Source organism: Agrobacterium sp. AGB01 (assembly GCF_014851585.1).
Taxonomy (GTDB): Bacteria; Pseudomonadota; Alphaproteobacteria; order Rhizobiales; family Rhizobiaceae; genus Agrobacterium.
Genome location: NZ_JACVAB010000004.1, coordinates 65392 through 84841, shown reverse-complemented (window position 1 = coordinate 84841; position 19450 = coordinate 65392). Strand labels below are relative to the sequence as shown.

20 protein-coding genes are annotated in these 19450 nt (G+C 55.8%); 13 read left to right on the top strand and 7 right to left on the bottom strand.

Going from position 1 to position 19450, the window contains the following annotated elements:
• Positions 1–55: 55 nt before the first annotated feature.
• The 8 genes from IB237_RS15225 (at position 56) to IB237_RS15190 (ending at position 9762) form a co-directional block, all read left to right on the top strand.
• Positions 56–2497 carry a TonB-dependent siderophore receptor gene (locus tag IB237_RS15225; protein WP_192489539.1) on the top strand — a complete coding sequence of 814 codons (2442 nt, stop codon included), beginning with the start codon at positions 56–58 and terminating at the stop codon, positions 2495–2497.
• A gap of 10 nt (positions 2498–2507) precedes the next feature.
• On the top strand, positions 2508–3539 hold the full coding sequence (locus IB237_RS15220) for an ABC transporter substrate-binding protein (protein WP_192489538.1): 1032 nt from the start codon (positions 2508–2510) through the stop codon (positions 3537–3539).
• Between the two features lies 1 nt (position 3540).
• The gene (locus tag IB237_RS15215) at positions 3541–4377 is read left to right on the top strand and encodes a siderophore-interacting protein (protein WP_192489537.1); all 837 of its coding nucleotides are present in this window, start codon (positions 3541–3543) and stop codon (positions 4375–4377) included.
• Positions 4378–4424: 47 nt separating this feature from the next.
• Positions 4425–5417: an iron chelate uptake ABC transporter family permease subunit gene (locus IB237_RS15210; protein ID WP_192489536.1), complete on the top strand. Its 993-nt coding sequence runs from the start codon at positions 4425–4427 to the stop codon at positions 5415–5417.
• The gene (locus tag IB237_RS15205) at positions 5414–6475 is read left to right on the top strand and encodes an iron chelate uptake ABC transporter family permease subunit (protein ID WP_192489535.1); all 1062 of its coding nucleotides are present in this window, start codon (positions 5414–5416) and stop codon (positions 6473–6475) included. The genes IB237_RS15210 and IB237_RS15205 overlap by 4 nt, the downstream gene beginning before the upstream one ends.
• Positions 6476–6576: 101 nt before the next feature.
• Entirely contained in the window at positions 6577–7362 is a 786-nt protein-coding gene (locus tag IB237_RS15200; RefSeq protein ID WP_192489906.1) for an ABC transporter ATP-binding protein, read from the top strand.
• Between the two features lie 94 nt (positions 7363–7456).
• The gene (locus IB237_RS15195) at positions 7457–9253 is read left to right on the top strand and encodes an ABC transporter ATP-binding protein (protein WP_192489534.1); all 1797 of its coding nucleotides are present in this window, start codon (positions 7457–7459) and stop codon (positions 9251–9253) included.
• A gap of 17 nt (positions 9254–9270) precedes the next feature.
• Positions 9271–9762: an Rrf2 family transcriptional regulator gene (locus IB237_RS15190; protein ID WP_192489533.1), complete on the top strand. Its 492-nt coding sequence runs from the start codon at positions 9271–9273 to the stop codon at positions 9760–9762.
• 209 nt (positions 9763–9971) lie between these two features.
• Here the strand turns inward: IB237_RS15190 and IB237_RS15185 are convergent, their stop codons facing one another.
• From IB237_RS15185 to IB237_RS15170, 4 genes are all read right to left on the bottom strand, one after another.
• Positions 9972–11438 (bottom strand): MDR family MFS transporter, encoded by a 1467-nt coding sequence (locus IB237_RS15185; protein ID WP_192489532.1) that lies wholly within the window; start codon positions 11436–11438, stop codon positions 9972–9974.
• Between the two features lie 751 nt (positions 11439–12189).
• Positions 12190–12486: a type II toxin-antitoxin system RelE/ParE family toxin gene (locus tag IB237_RS15180; protein WP_192489531.1), complete on the bottom strand. Its 297-nt coding sequence runs from the start codon at positions 12484–12486 to the stop codon at positions 12190–12192.
• A complete protein-coding gene (locus IB237_RS15175; protein ID WP_192489530.1) occupies positions 12483–12749 on the bottom strand; it encodes a type II toxin-antitoxin system ParD family antitoxin in 267 nt (88 codons plus the stop codon). Before IB237_RS15175 ends, IB237_RS15180 begins: the two co-directional genes overlap by 4 nt.
• Positions 12750–13029: 280 nt before the next feature.
• Positions 13030–13911: an AraC family transcriptional regulator gene (locus IB237_RS15170; RefSeq protein ID WP_192489529.1), complete on the bottom strand. Its 882-nt coding sequence runs from the start codon at positions 13909–13911 to the stop codon at positions 13030–13032.
• Between the two features lie 136 nt (positions 13912–14047).
• Between IB237_RS15170 and IB237_RS15165 the strand changes: the two genes are divergently transcribed.
• The 5 genes from IB237_RS15165 (at position 14048) to IB237_RS15145 (ending at position 17103) form a co-directional block, all read left to right on the top strand.
• Positions 14048–14791, top strand: coding sequence for an SDR family NAD(P)-dependent oxidoreductase (locus tag IB237_RS15165; RefSeq protein WP_192489528.1), 744 nt, complete (start codon positions 14048–14050; stop codon positions 14789–14791).
• A 15-nt stretch (positions 14792–14806) separates the two neighbouring features.
• A complete protein-coding gene (locus IB237_RS15160; RefSeq protein ID WP_192489527.1) occupies positions 14807–15202 on the top strand; it encodes a VOC family protein in 396 nt (131 codons plus the stop codon).
• Between the two features lies 1 nt (position 15203).
• Positions 15204–16187, top strand: coding sequence for a trans-acting enoyl reductase family protein (locus tag IB237_RS15155; protein ID WP_192489526.1), 984 nt, complete (start codon positions 15204–15206; stop codon positions 16185–16187).
• 13 nt (positions 16188–16200) lie between these two features.
• Positions 16201–16527, top strand: coding sequence for a nuclear transport factor 2 family protein (locus IB237_RS15150; RefSeq protein WP_192489525.1), 327 nt, complete (start codon positions 16201–16203; stop codon positions 16525–16527).
• A gap of 105 nt (positions 16528–16632) precedes the next feature.
• A complete protein-coding gene (locus IB237_RS15145) occupies positions 16633–17103 on the top strand; it encodes a nuclear transport factor 2 family protein (RefSeq protein WP_192489524.1) in 471 nt (156 codons plus the stop codon).
• A 175-nt stretch (positions 17104–17278) separates the two neighbouring features.
• On the opposite strand, the gene IB237_RS15140 is transcribed toward IB237_RS15145, so the two are convergent.
• The 3 genes from IB237_RS15140 to IB237_RS15135 form a co-directional block, all read right to left on the bottom strand.
• Entirely contained in the window at positions 17279–17704 is a 426-nt protein-coding gene (locus tag IB237_RS15140; protein WP_192489523.1) for a PIN domain-containing protein, read from the bottom strand.
• Positions 17704–18003 (bottom strand): hypothetical protein, encoded by a 300-nt coding sequence (locus IB237_RS26290; protein WP_246787973.1) that lies wholly within the window; start codon positions 18001–18003, stop codon positions 17704–17706. Before IB237_RS26290 ends, IB237_RS15140 begins: the two co-directional genes overlap by 1 nt.
• A gap of 205 nt (positions 18004–18208) precedes the next feature.
• The gene (locus IB237_RS15135; protein ID WP_192489522.1) at positions 18209–19117 is read right to left on the bottom strand and encodes a nucleotidyltransferase and HEPN domain-containing protein; all 909 of its coding nucleotides are present in this window, start codon (positions 19115–19117) and stop codon (positions 18209–18211) included.
• Positions 19118–19450 lie beyond the last annotated feature (333 nt).

Below are 19450 nucleotides of genomic sequence, written 5' to 3'. Positions count from 1 at the left end.
GGACGCGGCACGCTTCGAAGTGCCGAGACAAAATTGATTACGGAGTGGGTATGTAATGGGACAGGGTATTTGGAAATCTGCAAGCGGGCGGATGGGTCGCGTAATATTGACGGCAACGCTTCTGCTGTCGTCGTCGACAGCAGGCGTAATTGTTTTTTCCGTGGGCTCAGCACAGGCGCAGTCGACGCAGACTTTTTCCATTCCAGCGGGCTCGCTCAATCAAGCTCTCGCCCTGTTCGGCAGACAGGCACGTCTCCAAATCACCTATAATCCCTCCGTTGTAGCTGGCAAACAGACCGCAGGTCTAAATGGCCAAATGAGTGCAGAGCAGGCTATCGCGCGGCTTCTCTCGAACTCTGATCTTAGTTTTTCTTTCCCAAATGCGACCACGGTTGCGATTGCGAGCCGAGTATCCCAAAGTAGTAATGTTGCCGTAGGCGGCTCCACTGTTTTGGACACAATCAGCGTTCAGGGACAAAGTGGAACGACAGAGGGGTCTGGTTCATACACCACAACTCAGATGAGCACGGCCACTGGCCTGCCACTTTCCATCAAGGAAACTCCACAATCAGTTAGCGTGGTTACTCGCCAGAGGTTGAACGATCAGGTACTCAACACGACTGCAGATGTTTTGAGAACTGCCCCCGGTATTCAGGTGCAGGAATGGGATGGCCAGCGAAGTGAACCGTTCTCGCGTGGCTTCTATCTCAATAGCTTCCAATATGACGGCGTTGCTCTCAACAACCTTATCGCAATGTATGGTGAGCACCGTTCTGACACACTCCAGTACGATCGGGTAGAAGTTCTCCGTGGTGCTAATGGCCTGCTAACAGGGGCTGGCAATCCCTCAGGAGCAGTGAATTTCGTACGCAAGCATGCTGACAGTAAGGAACTGACTGGAGAAGTCAGTGCGTCTATTGGTTCCTGGAACAATTTCAGGGAAACTCTTGATATTACTACCCCCCTGAATTCCGAAGGATCGGTTAGAGGGCGTGTCATCGTTTCACGAAATGATGCAGACTCGCATCTCGATCGCCAAGCGACAAACAGTGGTCTCTTTTACGGTATCATAGACGCCGATCTCGGCCCGGACACCAAGTTTTCAATTGGAGCCGACCACCAACATCGCGATATTGACAACGCGATTTGGGGTGGGGTGCCGATTTTCTTCAGCGACGGAACCCGCACGAATTTTCGCAGGGGTCTGAACACCGCTCCTGATTGGGCCTATTGGGATACAGAAAATACGAATGTTTTCTCGAGCTTTGAACACCGCTTTGAAAACGACTGGACGCTGAAGCTTGATGCTATCCACGTTAACAAGAAGGGTGACGCCAAGCTTTTATATTTATGGGGACAGCCAGATCCTGTGACAGGTTTGGGGCTCGATCCATCGGCCGCCAAATTTGACCACGATGCAACCCAGACCGTAGTGAGTGCAAAACTTAACGGGTCTTATGAGTTGTTTGGCCGAGATCACGAGTTTTTTTCAGGCGTGACTGCTGATTGGATGGACGAAGATTACATCTATCAGGGTGGTCTAAATCCTGCTGTGTTCGGAAACATCTTTGATTTTACGGGTGACTATCCGGAGCCAGGGTGGGCTACAGGCCGGCTGCGCGTCTCACATATTGATCAAATGGGTGCATACGCCGCTACGCGTCTCAACATAACGGATGAGTTGAAGATTATCGGTGGTGCACGTTTCTCACATATTAAAACCGAAACGGTGCGCACGTGGACAGGTGCCAGAACGGCACAGATTGAAAACGCCGTTACGCCCTACGTTGGCATTACATACGATCTGAACTCCAATTTGACGGCTTATGCCAGTTACGCTGATGTATTTCGTGCTCAGACTGAAAGAGACATCAACGACCAATATCTCGATCCTGTGACCGGTAGCAACATAGAGGCGGGTATCAAGGGCAGCTGGTTTGCCGACCGTCTAAACGGCTCGCTGGCAGTATTTAGATCAATGGAAGACAATGTAGGTGTTGCTACCAGCCAGTATATTCCTGGAACGACCACGCTCGCTTACACAACAGCCCAAGGCGTCAAAACGACAGGCATAGAGGCAGAGATTTCGGGGGAGTTGATGCCCGGCTGGAATCTATCGCTCGGTGCTACGTTACTGGAAAGCCAAGATGCAGACGGGAACGATGTGAACACCCAGTTGCCTCGCGAAATCGTAAGACTGTTTACGAGCTATACTCTTCCAGGAGCGTGGGACAAACTTACGATCGGGGGCGGTCTGAATTGGCAGGGAACAACATTTCTGCCAATCGACACAGTCGATGGGACGGTTCGCTATTCACAGTCTCCGTATACCACAGTCAGCCTGATGGCGCGTTACAAGTTCAACGAGACTTTCTCTGCTCAGTTGAATGTCGAAAATGTCTTCGACAAGCGCTACGCACACATGATGGAAGGTGACGAGCAAATCACGTTCGGTGCCCCACGAAGTGCATTTCTTCGCCTCTCCGCAAAATTCTAGGCTTCTGAACATGGGGTATCGCCGTTTCAATCAAGCACAGTCGGGATCATTGGCCCGACTGTCGCGTCGGCAACTGATGTTTGCTGGCGCTTCGGCGATCCCCGCACTCATGATTTCAAGGGAGGCCGTCGGACACGATAGCTTTCCCGTCACGATTGAGCATGCGTTCGGGTCGACCACAATCGCGCATGAGCCGCAACGGATTGTTACATTGGGCTGGAGCGGCGAGGACGCGGTTATTGCCTTGGGGAAAGTCCCTATTGCAATGACTGGCTATCCTTATTGGCCTGATGGTATTGCGGATTGGAACAAGAACCGGATGGGTTCTGAAAACCCCGTATTGTTGCGTCACGCGATCGACTATGAGCAGATTGCATTGCTCAGGCCAGATTTGATCCTGGCGGTTTTCTCCGGTCTCGATGCCATAGCCTATAAGCGGCTCTCACGTATTGCGCCGGTGGTGAGTTGGATGAAAGGCCCCTGGTCGAGTAACTGGCAAGAGCAAACCCAAGTGACGGGACGCGCACTAGGACGCACAACCGAGTCATCCAAAGTCATTAGGTCCGTTGAAAATCTAGTCGGGGATTTCAAGAACACTTTCCCCGAAATCCGAGGCAAAACCTTCGCACTTATATCGCATTTCCCGCAGCAAAATGGCTGTGATGTTTATCTTCCCGGCGATACTCGCTTTGAGATGTTCAGGGCCCTTGGATTGAGGCCGTCTCCAGGCATTGCCCGCATTGGAAATGCGAAAGGTGGCTTTTATTCGCAGTCTATCAGTCTTGAACAACTCGATATACTGGACTGCGACATACTCATCGCATGGTTTGCCGAAGGGATAGAAGCGGCTTGTAAATCGCAGCCGATATTAAACACCATACTTTCAATTCAGCGAGGCACATGCGTTTCCCTGGAAAAACCAGAAACGATTTGGGCAGTCCTTACTCCAACTGTGCTCTCAATACCTTTCGGCTATCCAGAAATAGTACGCGACATATCGCGTGCCGCAACGCGGTTGGCCGCACTCACAGAAGGGCGTTGAAATGAATGCAAACGCACACTCTCTTTCGGGTTCTGCCGACCACGATCATGACCATGATCCCTATGTGGAGGATTATTTCCTCGGCGAGACCATTTCCGTTGTTCGCCTGACACCGGCGATGGTCCGGGTTGTTCTGAAGTTGGACGGTGGTGAACGCCTTCTGCCAAGCGGTCATCCCGATGAATGGGTGCGGCTTGCGTTGCGGCCCGATCCGGACACACCGGTGACACTTCCTGTTTTGATGGAGAATGGCAAATGGGGCAGGCCGGACGGATCGAAGCATTGCCCCAACCGGCCCTATACGATCCGGCGCTGGGATGCTTCCAGCCGGGAGATGACCATTGATATCGTGGTGCATGAAGGCGGTGTTGCCGCATCCTGGGCAATCAATGCCAAGGTCGGCGATATCGTCGGGATCTGCAATCCCGAGGGTCGCTTCTGGATGCCTAAGGGCAGTGAATGGCTGCTGATGCTGACGGATATTACCGGACTTCCTGCTGTCGGGCGTGTGCTTGAGGAACTGCCCGCAGGCTTCAAGACGATCATCCATGTCGAAGTGCCCTCGGACGCTGATCGTCAGCAGATCAAGACGGCGGCAGATGTATCCATTCAGTGGCACAGCTGCCATGGACCAAGAGAAGACCGGCCGGGTTATACCGAACTGCCACGTATTGCCGGAGAGATCACAAAACTACCCGATGGTCCGGGCTACATCTACATCGCCGGTGAGGCCAAGGCTGTTTCCGCCTGCCGTGCGCATTTCCGGGATGTCCTGGGTTTTGACAAATCGCGGATCGATGCGATTGGCTATTGGATTGAAGGGCAGGCGCGGGTGTGAGAACAACACCTTTGGAGCTACACTCGGGTAGCACATCCGACACGAGAATGCTGCGTTGGTGCGCGCTATTTATCGGCTTTGCGCTGCTGTGGGCAATATCGCTTGCGAGTATACTCAGTGGCACTCGTCCTGTCGCACTTTGGACTGCGGTCGATGCCTTGCTGTCTTACGATGCGAGTTTGGCAGAGCATATCATCATCCACGACTACCGACTTCCGCGAACATTGCTGGGTCTGCTGTGTGGTGCGGCGTTTGGGGTGTCTGGGGCACTGACCCAGGCTGCAACCCGCAATCCGCTGGCTGATCCCGGTATTCTTGGCGTCAATGCCGGTGCGGCGTTCTTTGTGACCATTGCAGTCGGTGTACTCGGTTGGCAGTCGATCGATGCCTATATCTGGGCAGCCTTTGCCGGTGCCGTTGTCGTGGCACTGGTGGTCTATGCCATCGGTGCGACAGGACGGGATGGCGCAACACCGGTGCGACTGGTTCTGTCAGGTGTGGCCATTGCTGCGGTGCTGGGCGGTATCGCCTCATCGATTACTTTGCTCAATCCATCAGCCTTTGATGCCATGCGCCTGTGGTCCATCGGTTCGGTGGCCGGTCGTGACATGGCGGTGGTCAAGGCTGTGGCACCGTTTATCCTGATTGGGCTTATCATTGCTCTTATGGCTGCCAGACCGCTCAATGCTGTGGGGCTGGGTGATGATCTCGCCAGAACCCTTGGTGCCAATATCCTGCGAGCACGGATACTGGTGATCATTGCCGTGACCCTGCTGGCCGGCGCTGCAACGGCAGCAGCCGGACCAATTGCCTTTGTTGGTTTGATGGTGCCGCATGTGGTGCGCTGGCTGACCGGACCGGACCAGCGCTGGATCATCGGGCTGACGATGCTCTATGGCCCCGTGCTGTTGCTGGCCGCCGACATCGTCGGTCGGTTCGTGCTTTATCCCGGTGAACTGGAAGCAGGCATTGTCACAGCCTTTATCGGAGCACCCGTGCTGATCCTGCTTGCGCAGAGGAAGAAGGCGAGCGGGCTATGACACTGCGATCTTCTTCCTCTATCGACTTCGGCCGCAGAACTATTCCGGTTCGCGTTCTAAGCGGCCGTGTGTCGTTCCGGCTCGATGGCCGTGCTCTGATCATAGCGGTGCTGCTGCTTGCAATCGCTTCGTTCATAACAGTCGCATCGTTGCTAAGCGGCAAATATCCGATCACCTTGCCTGACACGCTTCATGCACTGGCGGGGCAGGGCGACGACATGGTGCGGATGATCGTTGTGGAATGGCGCCTGCCGCGCGTGGCGCTCGCCTTGCTGCTCGGTTGTGCGCTCGGCATGAGCGGTACGATCTTCCAGTCATTGACCCGCAATCCGCTTGGCTCGCCTGATATCATCGGGTTCTCTGCAGGTTCCTATACCGGGGCACTAATAGTCATCCTGATCTATTCCGGTGGTTATTATGCCACGGCAGCCGGTGGCTTGATCGGTGGCATCATCACCGCATCAACCGTCTATCTGCTGGCCTATCGTCGTGGGGTACAGGGTTTTCGTCTGATCATTGTCGGTATTGGGGTGGCCGCCATGCTGTCGGCCTTTAATGCCTGGATGATCCGTGAGGCCGATCTGCAGGTGGCAATGTCGGCCGCTGTCTGGGGAGCAGGGTCTCTCAACGGTCTCGGCATGGAGCAATTATTGCCCGCCGCGATCATTCTGGCTTTCATCATGCCAATGGTCTCTGTTCTGTCACGGCCATTGCGGCAGATGGAGATGGGCGATGATGTGGCACGGGCATCCGGTATCAATGTCGACAGGACACGGCTCTTGCTGATGGTGCTGGGTGTGGCACTGACGGCAACGGTTACCGCTGCGGCTGGACCGATCTCTTTCATCGCACTGGCTGCACCACAGATCGCCCGCCGTCTGACCCGGTCTGCCGGTGTGACACTGCTTCCATCCGCCCTGACTGGAGCATTGTTGCTGCTGTCAGCCGACTGGGCTGCCCAGCATGCCTTCGGTGTTCAGCTTCCTGTCGGCGTGATGACGGTCAGTATCGGCGGTTTCTACTTCCTCTGGTTACTCATTCGCGAGGGTCGCAAATGACCAATCCCAACAGCAATACAAATTCCAGGCTCAACACAGACACAAACACAGGCACAAACGCAAATCCGGCTCACCCTGCAGACCGGCTGCAGGCCGATGCCATGACGCTGCGCTACGACGAGCGCATCATCTCGCAAAACCTGTCGATCACCATTCCCGATGGGTCCTTTACGGTGATTGTCGGACCGAATGCCTGTGGCAAGTCAACATTGCTGCGGGCTCTATCGCGCTTGATCCTGCCATCACAGGGGCAGGTGGTTCTGGATGGCAAAAACATCCATGCATCTTCCGCCAAGCATGTTGCCCGCCGTCTGGGGCTGTTGCCACAAAGTGCTGTCGCACCGGAGGGTATAACAGTCGCGGATCTGGTGGCCCGTGGCCGGTATCCACATCAGTCCTTCCTCAGCCAGTGGTCAAAGGCCGACGAGGAAGCCGTCATCGCTGCGATGCAGGCAACCCATGTCACGGACCTCTCGCATCGTATGGTCGATGAACTCTCCGGTGGTCAACGTCAGCGGGTCTGGGTGGCGATGGTGTTGGCGCAGGAAACACCTATTCTCTTGCTTGATGAACCGACCACTTTTCTCGACATAGCCCACCAGATTGAACTGATGGATCTGCTGGCCGATCTCAACGCCCAAGGTCGCACCGTCGTTGCCGTGCTGCATGATCTCAATCAGGCCTGCCGCTACGCATCACACCTCGTTGCAATGAAGAACGGGAGCATCATCGCCAGTGGTCACCCGCAGGACATAATCAACGCCCAGCTGATCGAAACCGTCTTCGACATGCCATCGATGATCATCCCAGATCCGATCACCAACACACCCATGGTCGTGCCGAAAAGCCGGAGAAAACTTCGGTCCGAAACGATGCCGGTTCTTTAATCGACAAAAAATTGAGATTGGCAGTCATATTTTTTACCGGAACAGGCCATCTCAATCGTCTTAGTATATGAGAGATCTCTGTAGGAGGGTTCCTGTGAAAGACCTGTTGAAACGCTTTGCTGGCTATTACAGCCCGCATCGCCGCCTGTTTGCGCTGGATTTTTCCAGCGCAGTTGCCGCAGGTCTGCTGGAATTGGCTTTCCCGATCGCGGTAACGTTGTTTATCGACCGCCTTTTGCCAACCAACCAGTTTGGCATGATCGCGCTTGCCGCACTTGGCCTGCTTGTTATCTATCTCGTGAATGCCGGTCTCAAGGTCATCGTGACCTATTGGGGCCACATGCTTGGGCTCAGGATCGAGACCGAGATGCGGCGCAAAGCCTTCGATCATCTGCAAAAACTGTCCTTCGGTTTCTTCGACAACCAAAAGACCGGACATCTGGTCGCAAGGCTCACCAAAGACCTCGAAGAGATTGGCGAGGTCGCCCATCACGGCCCGGAAGATCTATTCATTGCGATCATGACGCTCATCGGCGCCTTTCTGCTGATGATGTGGGTGCATGTGCCGCTGGCGCTGATCACGGCGGTCATCGTTCCGATCACGGCTGTCGTGACGACGCTGTATGGCAAGCGGATGATGGCCAACTCGCACGCGCTTTTTGGCAGGATTGGCGAGTTTAATGCACGCATCGAGGAAAATGTCGGTGGTATCCGTGTGGTGCAGGCCTTTACCAACGAGGATCATGAACGGGCGCTGTTTGCGGAAAACAACCGCAACTACCTGACCACAAAGCTGGAATTCTACAGGACGATGGCGGCTTCCATGTCGCTGTCCTACCTCTCCATGCGTTTCGTGCAGGTCATCGTCATGGTGGCCGGTGCATGGTTTGTGGTGCATGGCGAGTTGAGCGCCGGTGGCTTCGTCGGATTCCTTCTGCTGGTTGGCATATTCTTTCGTCCAATCGATCAGATCAATTCGATCATCGAGACCTATCCGCGTGGTATCGCCGGCTTCCAGCGTTATGTGACGTTTCTCGATACACGGGCCGACATTGCCGACCGGGCCGGCGCTGTTGAGATCGCTCTGCTGAGTGGTAACATCGACTATCTCGACGTCTGCTTTGGCTACACCTCAGCTAACACTGTGCTGAAAGGGCTGAACCTTTCCATAAAGACAGGAGAAACCATCGCCTTTGTCGGCCCATCCGGGGCTGGCAAAACGACGATCTGCTCGCTGTTGCCGCGTTTTTACGAGGTGACGGGCGGTGCGATAAAGGTGGATGGCATCGATATCCGCGACGTGACGATCAGATCGTTGCGGTCCAATATTGGCATCGTGCAACAGGATGTCTTTCTGTTTGCTGGCACCATTCGGGAGAACATTGCCTATGGTCGACTTGATGCAACCGAGCAGGAGATTGTCGATGCGGCCAGCCGTGCACGTTTGGATGACGTGATTGCAGCGCTTCCCGCCGGTCTCGACACCATCATCGGCGAGCGCGGCGTCAAACTGTCTGGCGGACAAAAACAACGACTGGCCATCGCCCGGATTTTCCTGAAAAACCCGCCGATCCTGATCCTTGATGAAGCGACCTCGGCGCTCGACACGGAAACCGAACGCGCCATTCAGCAATCCCTGACTGAACTTTCAAAGGGCAGGACCACCCTGGTGATTGCCCATCGCTTGGCGACGATTGCAAATGCCGATCGTATCGTGGTGATCGAAGGTGGAGATGTGATTGAGCAGGGCAATCATGCCGATCTTCTGACCCGCGATCACGGCCGGTACCGCGCTCTGCAGCGCGCGCAAGATACCAGTGATCAAGCCATCAGCGATCAGACCACCGATCAAACGATCGTAGCCACTTCGAGCGGCGCGAGCGGGCAATAACACAAGGAGGAACAGCCATGCGCCTGACCCGTCGATCCGAAGTTGCGATTGGTATTCTCACCGCTTGCGCGCGGTCGCCGATGCATAGAATTCGCACGTTGCAGGCGGCAAAGGCCGCCGGCACCACGAAACTTCACGCGGCCCAGGTAGTCAATCTGCTGGTTCATGAGGGATTTCTCCTCACCGGGCGCGGCCGTAGCAGTGGTATCGAATTGGCCGTTCCGCCACAGGAAATTCTGCTCGGCGACGTGTTGCGGCGCGTGCAACCCGACGTCGCCAAATATTCCGAAATCGACATCGCAGATCAGCAGGACGCGCAGCGCACGTCGTTCAGCACCATCATGGAAGAAGCGGAAGCCAATTTCCTTGAATTCATGGATCGCTTTTCAATTCTGGACCTTGTCAGCGATCAGACAGCAACACAGATCAACCTCGTTGGCGTCACCTCGTTCGATCATGCTGTTCCCACACGAGGTGCCGACAACTGTCCTGCTGTGTCACGTCAATAGGTGGCAGGTTTTACCCGTGTCGCTTGGATAGCTTCTGCGTCCCACTCCTAGGGGAGTGGGACCTGCGCGCGGTTGGCACGCATCGAGTGCCTTTGGCTTTCCCCAAAACCACTCGGTGTCGTTCGCCCTGATTGTTGACGTAGCAAACTTCGATCAAGCAGCCAGGGTGATTGAGGAGCGGATAGTCGGAGGTGTTGCGCTATCAAAGTTCAGGCGTTCTTGGGCTCTGCCTCCGATGTTTTCAGATGAGGCACTGACAGACATGCAGGTACGATCAGGACCGCAATAAGCATCATTACGATGAAGGTGGCGTGAAGGGCATGCTGCAGCGCCAGGCGGATTTCCTCACCGCTGCCAAGAGCCATACCCGTACCGTTCAGCAAGGCCCGCAATTGTTCAGGCGTGATCGCCTGCCCGTTGTTGGCATGCGACAGACCGTAGGTCAGAACCGCGCCCAGCACTGCAGCGCCGAGCGTGCTGCCGAGATTGCGCGAAAATACGTTCGAGGCTGTCGCGCTGCCTCGGTCGGATGCACTCACGCTTTCCTGGGTCAGGATGAGAGCACTAATGTTCAGCAAACCCATGCCGAAGCCCATAATGAGCGATCCAGTCGCCGCAAGCACGGGAGAACTGGAAGGTGTCAGCAGCACGAGCAGGCAGGTGCCAACCGGGATGAACAGGCTGCCCACGATCATGATCGGGCGCAGTCCGAAGCGGGTAAACTGGCGCGACGCGATTGTCGCACCGCAAGGCCAGCCGAACAAAAGCATGGTCAATGCGAAGCCAGCGACGAGCGGCGATTGGTTAAGCACGGTCTGTACGTACATCGGCAGGAAGGTAGTCAGGCCCATGATCGCCATGCTGGCGAAAAAGACCGCAAGATTTGCGAAGGCGATCGGTCGTCTAAGCCATAGGTCGGGAGCCACCATAGGCGCGTCAACCCGACGTTCCTGCCAGATGAACGCAACCAGAGAAAACAGGAAAATGACGAAGGCCGCAACGGTGCTGTTGGAGAAGCCGGCTTCCACCTCGGTGAGCGCGATCATCAGCGCAGAAATTGAGACGGCAAAAAAAGCTGCACCAAGGACATCTATGGAGACGACGCGCGGCCGCTTTTCCTCATGCAGGAACAAAATGAAGCATAGCGCCGCCAGTAGACCCACAGGTACGTTGATCCAGAAAATCCAGGCCCATGGCAGATTATGAATGATGATACTGCCAAGAAGCGGTCCGACGACGGCGGACAGCGCCCACACACTTGCAAGATATCCCTGCACCTTGCCACGCTGGCTGCCTGGGAAAAGATCTGCAACCACGGTCATCGCGACAGGCTGGAGAGCGCCGGCGCCAATCCCTTGCAGCAAGCGAAACGCAATCATCGAAGGCATGGACCATGCAAAGCCGGCGAGAATGGAGGCCAGTAGAAACAGTGCGATGCCAAGCAGCAGTACTGGTTTACGGCCGTAAATATCCGCCAGCTTACCGAAAATCACAGTGGTAGCGGTCTGGGTCAACAGAAAGGACGAGAAGACCCAGGAATAGAGATTGATCTGGCCGAGCTGGGCGGCGATCTGTGGCATTGCCGTGGAGACGATCGTCGCTTCGATGGCGATCATTGCCATCGTTGCCATGATCGCGACAACGACGAGCCCGCGATGCGAAGTTTTATGTGTCATAGGAAGCTTTCGAGACCTCATCGGCGTAGACGATGTCGTATGCGGCGTCGGCGGATATTGACTAGGGCATTTACGTGTCCTCGTAGCTGCCGCGTCGAGGAAATTTAGCGCTGAACCTTTCCAGAGTGCGAGCCGATTGGGACTCAGTTGATCGCAAGTTAGGCATGGACCGTCCATTTGAAAGGGATAAATCTAGCATGAATCCGATAATCTGTTCGACTTTTACAGGATAGTCAGCCTTCATATCACGATTAATGGACGAGGTTATCGACGCAGTTTTATTTGATGATGACGCGACAGCCTCATGGGCACGAGATCCATGTAATCCTTTCTGGCGACTATACAACTGATGAAAATAGAACGTGTCAGTGGTCGTTCTGCCTAAGGCTGATCGTACGTTTGCGAATTTCAGTTGTGCAGCACGAGTGATGGCGAAGGCAATACCGGAAATGTGACGCAGCGTCGGACGTTCCTAGTTGTATATATGCAAGAAGCGCAATCTAGGAATTCTTTGACCCGTAAAATCATCGTTCCGGTGAACGAATTCAAAGATATATTGACTACTCATCAATTGGCGTTCGAGTGGGCTTGAATCCGCGCCAAAGCAGGCGACTTATATATGATTTAGCCTCACGTTCTCTACCCATTTAGAGCAAAATGGGCGTCGGATCTTGGCTTTGACGTCCAGACAACGCTGTGGTCGCTCGCCCCGGTTTGAGTATTAGATGTCACCCAGGTACGAGACGTCTCATCATTCGCCGAACAGGATGGCGCCATAGTCGGTTGCACCATGCAGAATATGAATGATGACCACTTTTGCATCGTCAACGCGGTAGAAGATCAGATAGTCGCCGTGGACGCGTCTACGAATACCATAATGTTCATAGCGCGGGACTAGGGCGAAGCCATTGGGGTTATCGAGGAGATCTTCACATTTGCCGCGCAGTTCCCGGATGAATGAGAGGGCGCGCCAAGGATTGCGCTCCGCAATATAATCAACGATCTGCTCCAGATCGTTCTCGGCCTCGCCGGAAATTTCGAGGATCATACCGATTTTTCGGCCTTGTCAGCAATTCCGCTGTATTTCGTTTCGAGGCGGTCGAAGACGTTGCTTGCCGGCTTTGTCCGGCCAGCGTCCGCATCGGCGATTCCGCGCATTACAGAAGCATCCAGCGCAGCTAGCCGGGTCTCTCGGTCTTGAACTAGTCGAACTCCTTCACGCAGGACTTCGCTTTTCGAACCGTAGCGACCTGTATCAACAAGTTGCTGAATGTAGCTTTCCAACTGCTTCCCTAGTTCGGCGCTAATCATGCGGTCCTCCATAATGTCGTGGCTACCGCAATATACGAGTTTATCAACTATTATCAAGAGAGCCAGAGTTTGCACTCGTTGTTCGGCTCGATTGTGAACAGTAGCCCTTTCATGATTTGAGAAAGGCACTTTCAGCAGTTGGCATAGCCTCCTCGCGCTAAGACGGAGAGTCACAACTAATTTGTCAGCGGTTCGAATCCCGTCAAGAGCATATAACTCGCGAAGTCCGCTTTCGGCCCGAAGCGGTCGTCGGATGAAAGCATTCCAGCCCAAACGCCCGTCACGCAGCTCCGCCCCGAAGACGCACGACATCCTTCGAGGGTGGCAGCCCGAACTGCCTGGCGTATTCCCTGCTGAACTGGTTCGGACTCTCGTAGCCGACACCAAACGCAACTGAAGTCGCAGTTCCTTCCCCCGCCATCAGAAGTGTTCGCGCATGCAGCAACCGGACCTGCTTCTGATATTGGATCGGGCTCAGTGCCGTGACCGCCTTGAAGTGACGATGGAAGGCCGAGACGCTGAGGGCCGCCATTTCGGCGAGAGTTTCGACACGGAGTGGCTTGGCGAAGTTTTCCCGGATCCATTGGATTGCACCTCCGATCCTTGAGAGGGCCGCATCGGGCGCGGCGATATCGCGCAGCATCCAGCCCAGCGGGCCCTGCAGTACCCTGAACAGTATCTCCCGCTCGTAGGCAGGTGCCAACACGGCGATCTCGTCCGGACGATCCATCAACCGGAGCATCCGCACCCAGGCGTCGAGGAACTCGTCGTTGACCGGCGCGACGGAGAAGCCGGAGCCGAACAGCTTGCTGCAGACCTGCACCGGGAGGTCGCTGATGAGAGCGGCGACCGTCGGCGGATGAAGCGTCAGGCTGACCGCAAGATATGGTTCTCCTGCCACCGAAGGATGCACCGACCCCACTGCTGGAAGGTCGACCGACATGACGAAATACGTCGCAGGGTCGTAGGAAAAAGTCCGCTCGCCGACCGTCATCGTCTTCGAGCCAGTCAGGATCAGGTTGATCATCGGCTCGTAGACGGCCGAGAGCCGATGCTCAGGGATTTCCCCCTGGACCATCGCAACACGGGGAATTCCCGTTTCTGTTCTGCGGTTTTCCGCCGTCGATGCAAGAGCGCGCAGCTCCTGAAGTTGATTTTCCATGGAGCCGATCGTGACAGTTCGAGAAGGTGTCTGCAAGCGGAAAGCAGAAATAGGCAAGCTTCAGAGAGGAATAGGTGAGCGTGCGGGACGTTGCAGGCCTAGCTTGAGGTCACACCAAACGAACAAGGAAACAGCCATGAAGATCGTCATTGTCACTGGAGGAAGCCGGGGTCTTGGAGCCAGCGCAGCCATCGAATGCGCGGACAAGGGAATGGGCGTCATCCTCACTTACAACAGCAACCCGGCAAAGGCGGACGAGGTTGTGAAGAAAATCCAGGAGACCGGCGGCAAGGCCGCTGCCCTGAAACTCGACGTCGGCGATATCGGCGCGTTCCCGGCCTTCCGGGATGCGGTTACCTCTACACTGCAATCCGTCTTCGGCCGGGGCGACTTCGACTATCTCGTCAACAATGCCGGATACGGCCTCTTCAATCCGATCTCCACGGTGACGGAAGATCAGTTCGACGGCCTCTTCAACGTGCATCTCAAGGGTCCGTTCTTCCTGACCCAGATTCTTCTGCCGCTGATGGCCGACAGCGGCCAGATCGTCAACATCACCAGCGCCACCTCGCGCGTGGCGACAGCCGGCGTTGCTCCCTACGCTGCCTTAAAGGGTGGTTTGGAGGTCCTGACCCGCTACATGGCCAAGGAGTTCGGCGAACGGGGCATACGGGCGAACTCGATCGCGCCCGGCGCAATCCGCACCGAACTTGGCGGCGGACTGAACGACGAGTTCGAGGCCATTCTGGCTGGCCAGACCGCACTCGGCCGTGTTGGCGAGCCTGAAGAGATCGGTGGTGTCGTTGCCAGCCTCCTGTCTTCCGAGAACCGCTGGATCAACGCCCAGAACATCGAGGTCGCGGGCGGCTACATCATCTGAACGAAGGAGAGCAGCATGCTCGACCATGTCTTCATTTCCGTCAGCGACATCTATTGCTCGATCGCCTTCTACGAGGCGGCGTTGGCCCCACTCGGCATCGTTCACGCCCATGACTACGAGGGAAAGGACGGCCCTCCCGGTCATCCAGATCTGAAAGGGTTCGGCGCGAACGGCCGGGTGTTTTTCTGGCTCCGTGAAGGCGTGGTCGAAGGCCGCGCAGTCCATGTCGGCTTCGTCGCCAATGGCATGTCCCAGGTCGACGCTGCCTTCGCCGCCGCCATGATGGCAGGAGCTTCGGAAATCCATCCGCCGGGAGCACAGCTTCACTACGACCCCCGTTATTACGCCGCCCAGGTCCGCGATCCGGACGGCTACAGTCTCGAATTTGTTTTCAAGGAATGGCAGCACTGACATGACAAAACTGATGATCTATGGCGCGACCGGCTACACCGGCCGCATGGCGGCAGAGCACGCAAAGGCGGCAGGTACGCCCTTCGTTCTCGCCGGCCGCAATGAAGCGACGCTTGCAAAGCTCGCCGCTGACCTCGCTACGGAATATCGGGTCTTTGGTCTCGATAGCGTAGATGCGATCGACGACGGTCTGGCCGGCATTTCTGTCCTGCTGAACTGCGCGGGGCCCTTCATGCGTACTGCCGATGCCCTGATGAAAAAAGCCATCTGCAATGGAATTCACTATCTCGATACGGCCGCCGAACTCGACAGCTACCGCCTGGCCGAGGCGCTCAACGAAGACGGGAAGGCGGCGGGCGTCATGCTCATGCCGGGCGGCGGTGGCAGTGTCGCCATGCTCGGTAGTCTCGCGGGACATGCGGTCTCGCGCGTCAAACATCCTCGCAAGATCAGGATCGCGCTTCATGTGGCGGGGGGGCTTTCGCGAGGATCCGCAATCAGCGCCATGGAGAATGTGACCGTCGAGACCCTGGCACGTATGGGTGGCGAGCTTGTAGCCATCGCAGCCGAGGGCATCCGCAAGTTCGATTTCGGCAAGGGCCCGGTCGACTGCTTCCCGGTTACGCTTCCCGATCTCATTACCATCTGGCGGGCAACCGGCGTTCCGGAGGTCGAGGCCTTCGTTCATGTCACTGGCGATGGATTTCCGCAGGGCGATTTGTCTCTTCTCCCGGACGGTCCGAGTGAAGAGGAACGGCTTGCCAACCGTTATCAGGCGGCCGTCGAAGTGATCGACGCAGATGGAAGGACGGTCTATTCGATCCTCAATACGGTCAATGGCTATACGTTCACGGCGATGGCGGCGGCGGAGGCCGGACGTCGTGTCCTGGGTGGCGAATTCCGTCCCGGCTTCCAGACGCCCGCAGCCCTGTTTGGAAACGGCTTTGCGCAGACTATCGCCGACACGACGATCGTCGATGTCTGAGGAGCCCTTCGTAATGCAGAAGCTTGTTGCGTCCTTCGTCGCGACCGCCAACGCCTTCGACGTCGATGGGGCACTATCCTTGTTCGCTGCCGATGCCGTGATCGATGATGTCTCGGTTGGCGATGCCTTCGTCGGCACTGACGGTGTCCGCCAATATATCGAGAGGTTTTTCGTCGGTTACAGCACCAAGAGCAGGCTGCTGTCTATCGAAGAAGTGGACGGCTGCCATTCAGAAGTCCGGCTCGATTTCACCGGCGATTTCGGACACGAGATAGGCATCCTGAAGATCGCGATCAGTCCTGACGGCCTGATCGAGCGCATTGACGCTGATCTCGAATAACCGGCCCAACCCCAGTTCTTATCACCACACCCATTGGTGCCCAGTGCGCCGATGCCGGGAAAGGCGTGCGCTCCGCAGGCCTTCGGCACGACAAGGAGTACGTTCATGACCACATCGCCATCGTTTACACCGGATGCCGCGGACCGGCTTTCCGTCGTCGAGGCCCTCTATCGCTTCGCCGCGGGCATCGATCTTCGGGACACTGCGCTTCTGTCCTCTGCGCTTTCGGAAGAAGCCGTCTCAGACTTCCGCCCGGCTGCCGCAAAGGCCGGTTTCGAATATCCTGTTATCGAAGGCCGCGATGTCATCATCACGGCCCTGATGACATCACTGTCCGCCCTGGACACGACCCATTCCGTTAGCAATCCGAGGGTGACCATCACGGCTGACACCGCGCGGATGGACGTTTTCGTCGAAGCCCAGCATGTACCTCGCAACGATCCTTCGCGGCACTATCTGATGAAGAACCGCTACGACGTCGAACTCAAGAGGAGCGGTGACCTCTGGGTCATCACCCGCAACACGGTTGACAACGTCTGGAGGTCCGGCGATATCGGAGTTCTGTCCGGCATCTAGCTTCTACTATCTGTCCTCCAGGAGAGCGGCAGCGAGATATTGTCCGCTGCCCTCTCCAGCGCCGTCTCTGTTTTTGGCGCAAAGCGGCTGAGGGCTCAAGTTTATTGACCACTCATCAATTGGTTGAAACTACCGGTTCGAATTCCTTCGAGAGCTTAAACACTGTCGACCGTTTTTACGGTTTTCCTAAGGGATTGATGAATTCCACCCCGTGAAAATCCCGCTCATTGTCGGTTACAACAATACAGCTATTCGACTGGGCAACGGCCGCGACAATTGTGTCCAGTGCGCTTCTTGGGCGCCCCGCTGCTTTTCCGCGTGCCATTAATTCACCCCAGATGAGCGCTGCCCTCTCGTCGAACGAAAGTATGCGGCCTGCAAATAATGCGTGTGGCCCCTCATTACCTGCAAACCAGGCTTCCAAAGCAACACGCTTCTTGCCCGCCGGCATCTCCAGTATTCCGCGGTGTATTTCAGCGATGGTGAGCGATGCGATGAATAAGTCAGAGTCAGCTTGCTCGGCCATCCAAGTTACTAGTGACGCTGACGGTTCAGGGTTTGTAATGTTGCTGAGAACGTTCGTGTCGAGCAGATAACGCATTACAAATCGATCTCTCGACCGTCTTCGCGTGAACGTGAGATTTCGAGTTCTGCTCCAACGAGGGGAGATCGGCGGAGAGCTGCAAGGATACCACCTCTTTTAGGCGGCTCTCCCGCAAGCGTTTCGCTCACAACAGCGCGCAACCTGGCTGCTTCCGGGCCATCTTCTGCCAACCTGCGCGCTAATGATCTGATCAGGCTTCGGTCGCTATCCCGTCCAAGCACCTCGAACCGAGCGAGGCCACGATCACCCAGGCGGCTCCTATAATTTTGAATTGCACGTGTCTGAGAACTAGCCATCGAACCCTCCGGATATATATCCAGTAATGTAGCGAGAGCCGTACTCTTCTGCAAATGTCATCAGACCTGATGTCGAATGCAGGCGGCGAACTAATTTGAGGAACACTGCGGGGTCGATGGTTCGATTCCCTTCAAGAGTTACAGGTCTATGATCACCCCTATTATGCCGTAAAGTGAGACGTTGCGCACAGGCGTATCAGCGACGTCAGGACTTCGATTCCTGCCGCAGCTTCTCGATGTGCTCCCTACAGAGTGTTTCAATCAGGGTATGAAGTTCAGCCGTCCGCTCCTGAAGCCAGGCAAGTGCCTCTTCGCTGATCTCGAACTGTTTTGAATAGCGCGCCTTGACGTAGGCTTCGTTGAGAATGTTGTACCATGCGGTAAAGCGTTGCTGTTCGCGCGGCCAGATATCGACCAGCCGTCGGTCACGATCCTCGGAAAGCCCGCGCAGGAATTTCAGGTTGTGCGACGGCGGGCTGTAATTGGTTAGGGTCAGGAGATAGCAGGAATAGGCGGATTCGACTGCTTGATGCAGTTCGAAGGCGGCTCGCCGCGGATTGTTGCGGTCTGAATAAAAACTGACACCCGCGAGAAGATCGCCAATTTCTTGATTATGGAGATCAAAATGCTCCTGTGCCACCCTGAGTGCATCGGCTGGGCTGAGCGGCTTTGGTTCGGCCAAAGGTCGGTCATCGAACTCATAGAGGACAATGCCCTCCCGGGCGAGGTCGACAAAGAAGTACTGCCCGTCATGTAGAAAGTTGCTGATCTCGCGGGCGCCATGCACGATCAGACCAACGGGCGTTTCGATCTCCTTATCCCACATCAGCCGGTCGGTGGCCTTGTCCCAGTATTTCGGGTCGGCCAGTTCCTTGTTGCTGACGATCACAAGAATATCGAAATCCGAACGGTAGCCTTTCGAGGTATGCGGTTCGTCGACAAAGGTACCGCGGGCATAGGAACCAAACAGGATGATCTTGTAGATCCGTCCTTCTTTTTTCGCATCCGACTTCGAACGCTCGACCACACCGGCAAACTCTTCATGAATGATGCGGACGACCTTTTCCAGTTCGACCTGCTTTGCCTGCGGAAGATGTCCGATATCCGATTTCATCGCTTTCACCATCGATTCTTCTGAACCGTCACCTTAGCCGTGATCGGCAGGCTATTGCTACTCCACAATCTTGTAGTGGTTGCGAGGAGAGCCTTCGGTGCCATTGCGGAGCCGAAGCAAACAGCGAGTGGCGGATGGGAATGTTGCCGAGGTCGGAGATTGGGGACTGAACCATGGAGCTTCAAGATTGTGTGGATTGTTGGGACCATCTGCAACTATTGACTACCAATCAATCGGCTGTCCGAACGCGGGTTTGATATCCTGCTCAGACTCTACAAATCCACCAGCAGAGCCTTTGGGTGAGTCGAACGCGTTTATGATTGCAGAGCGACT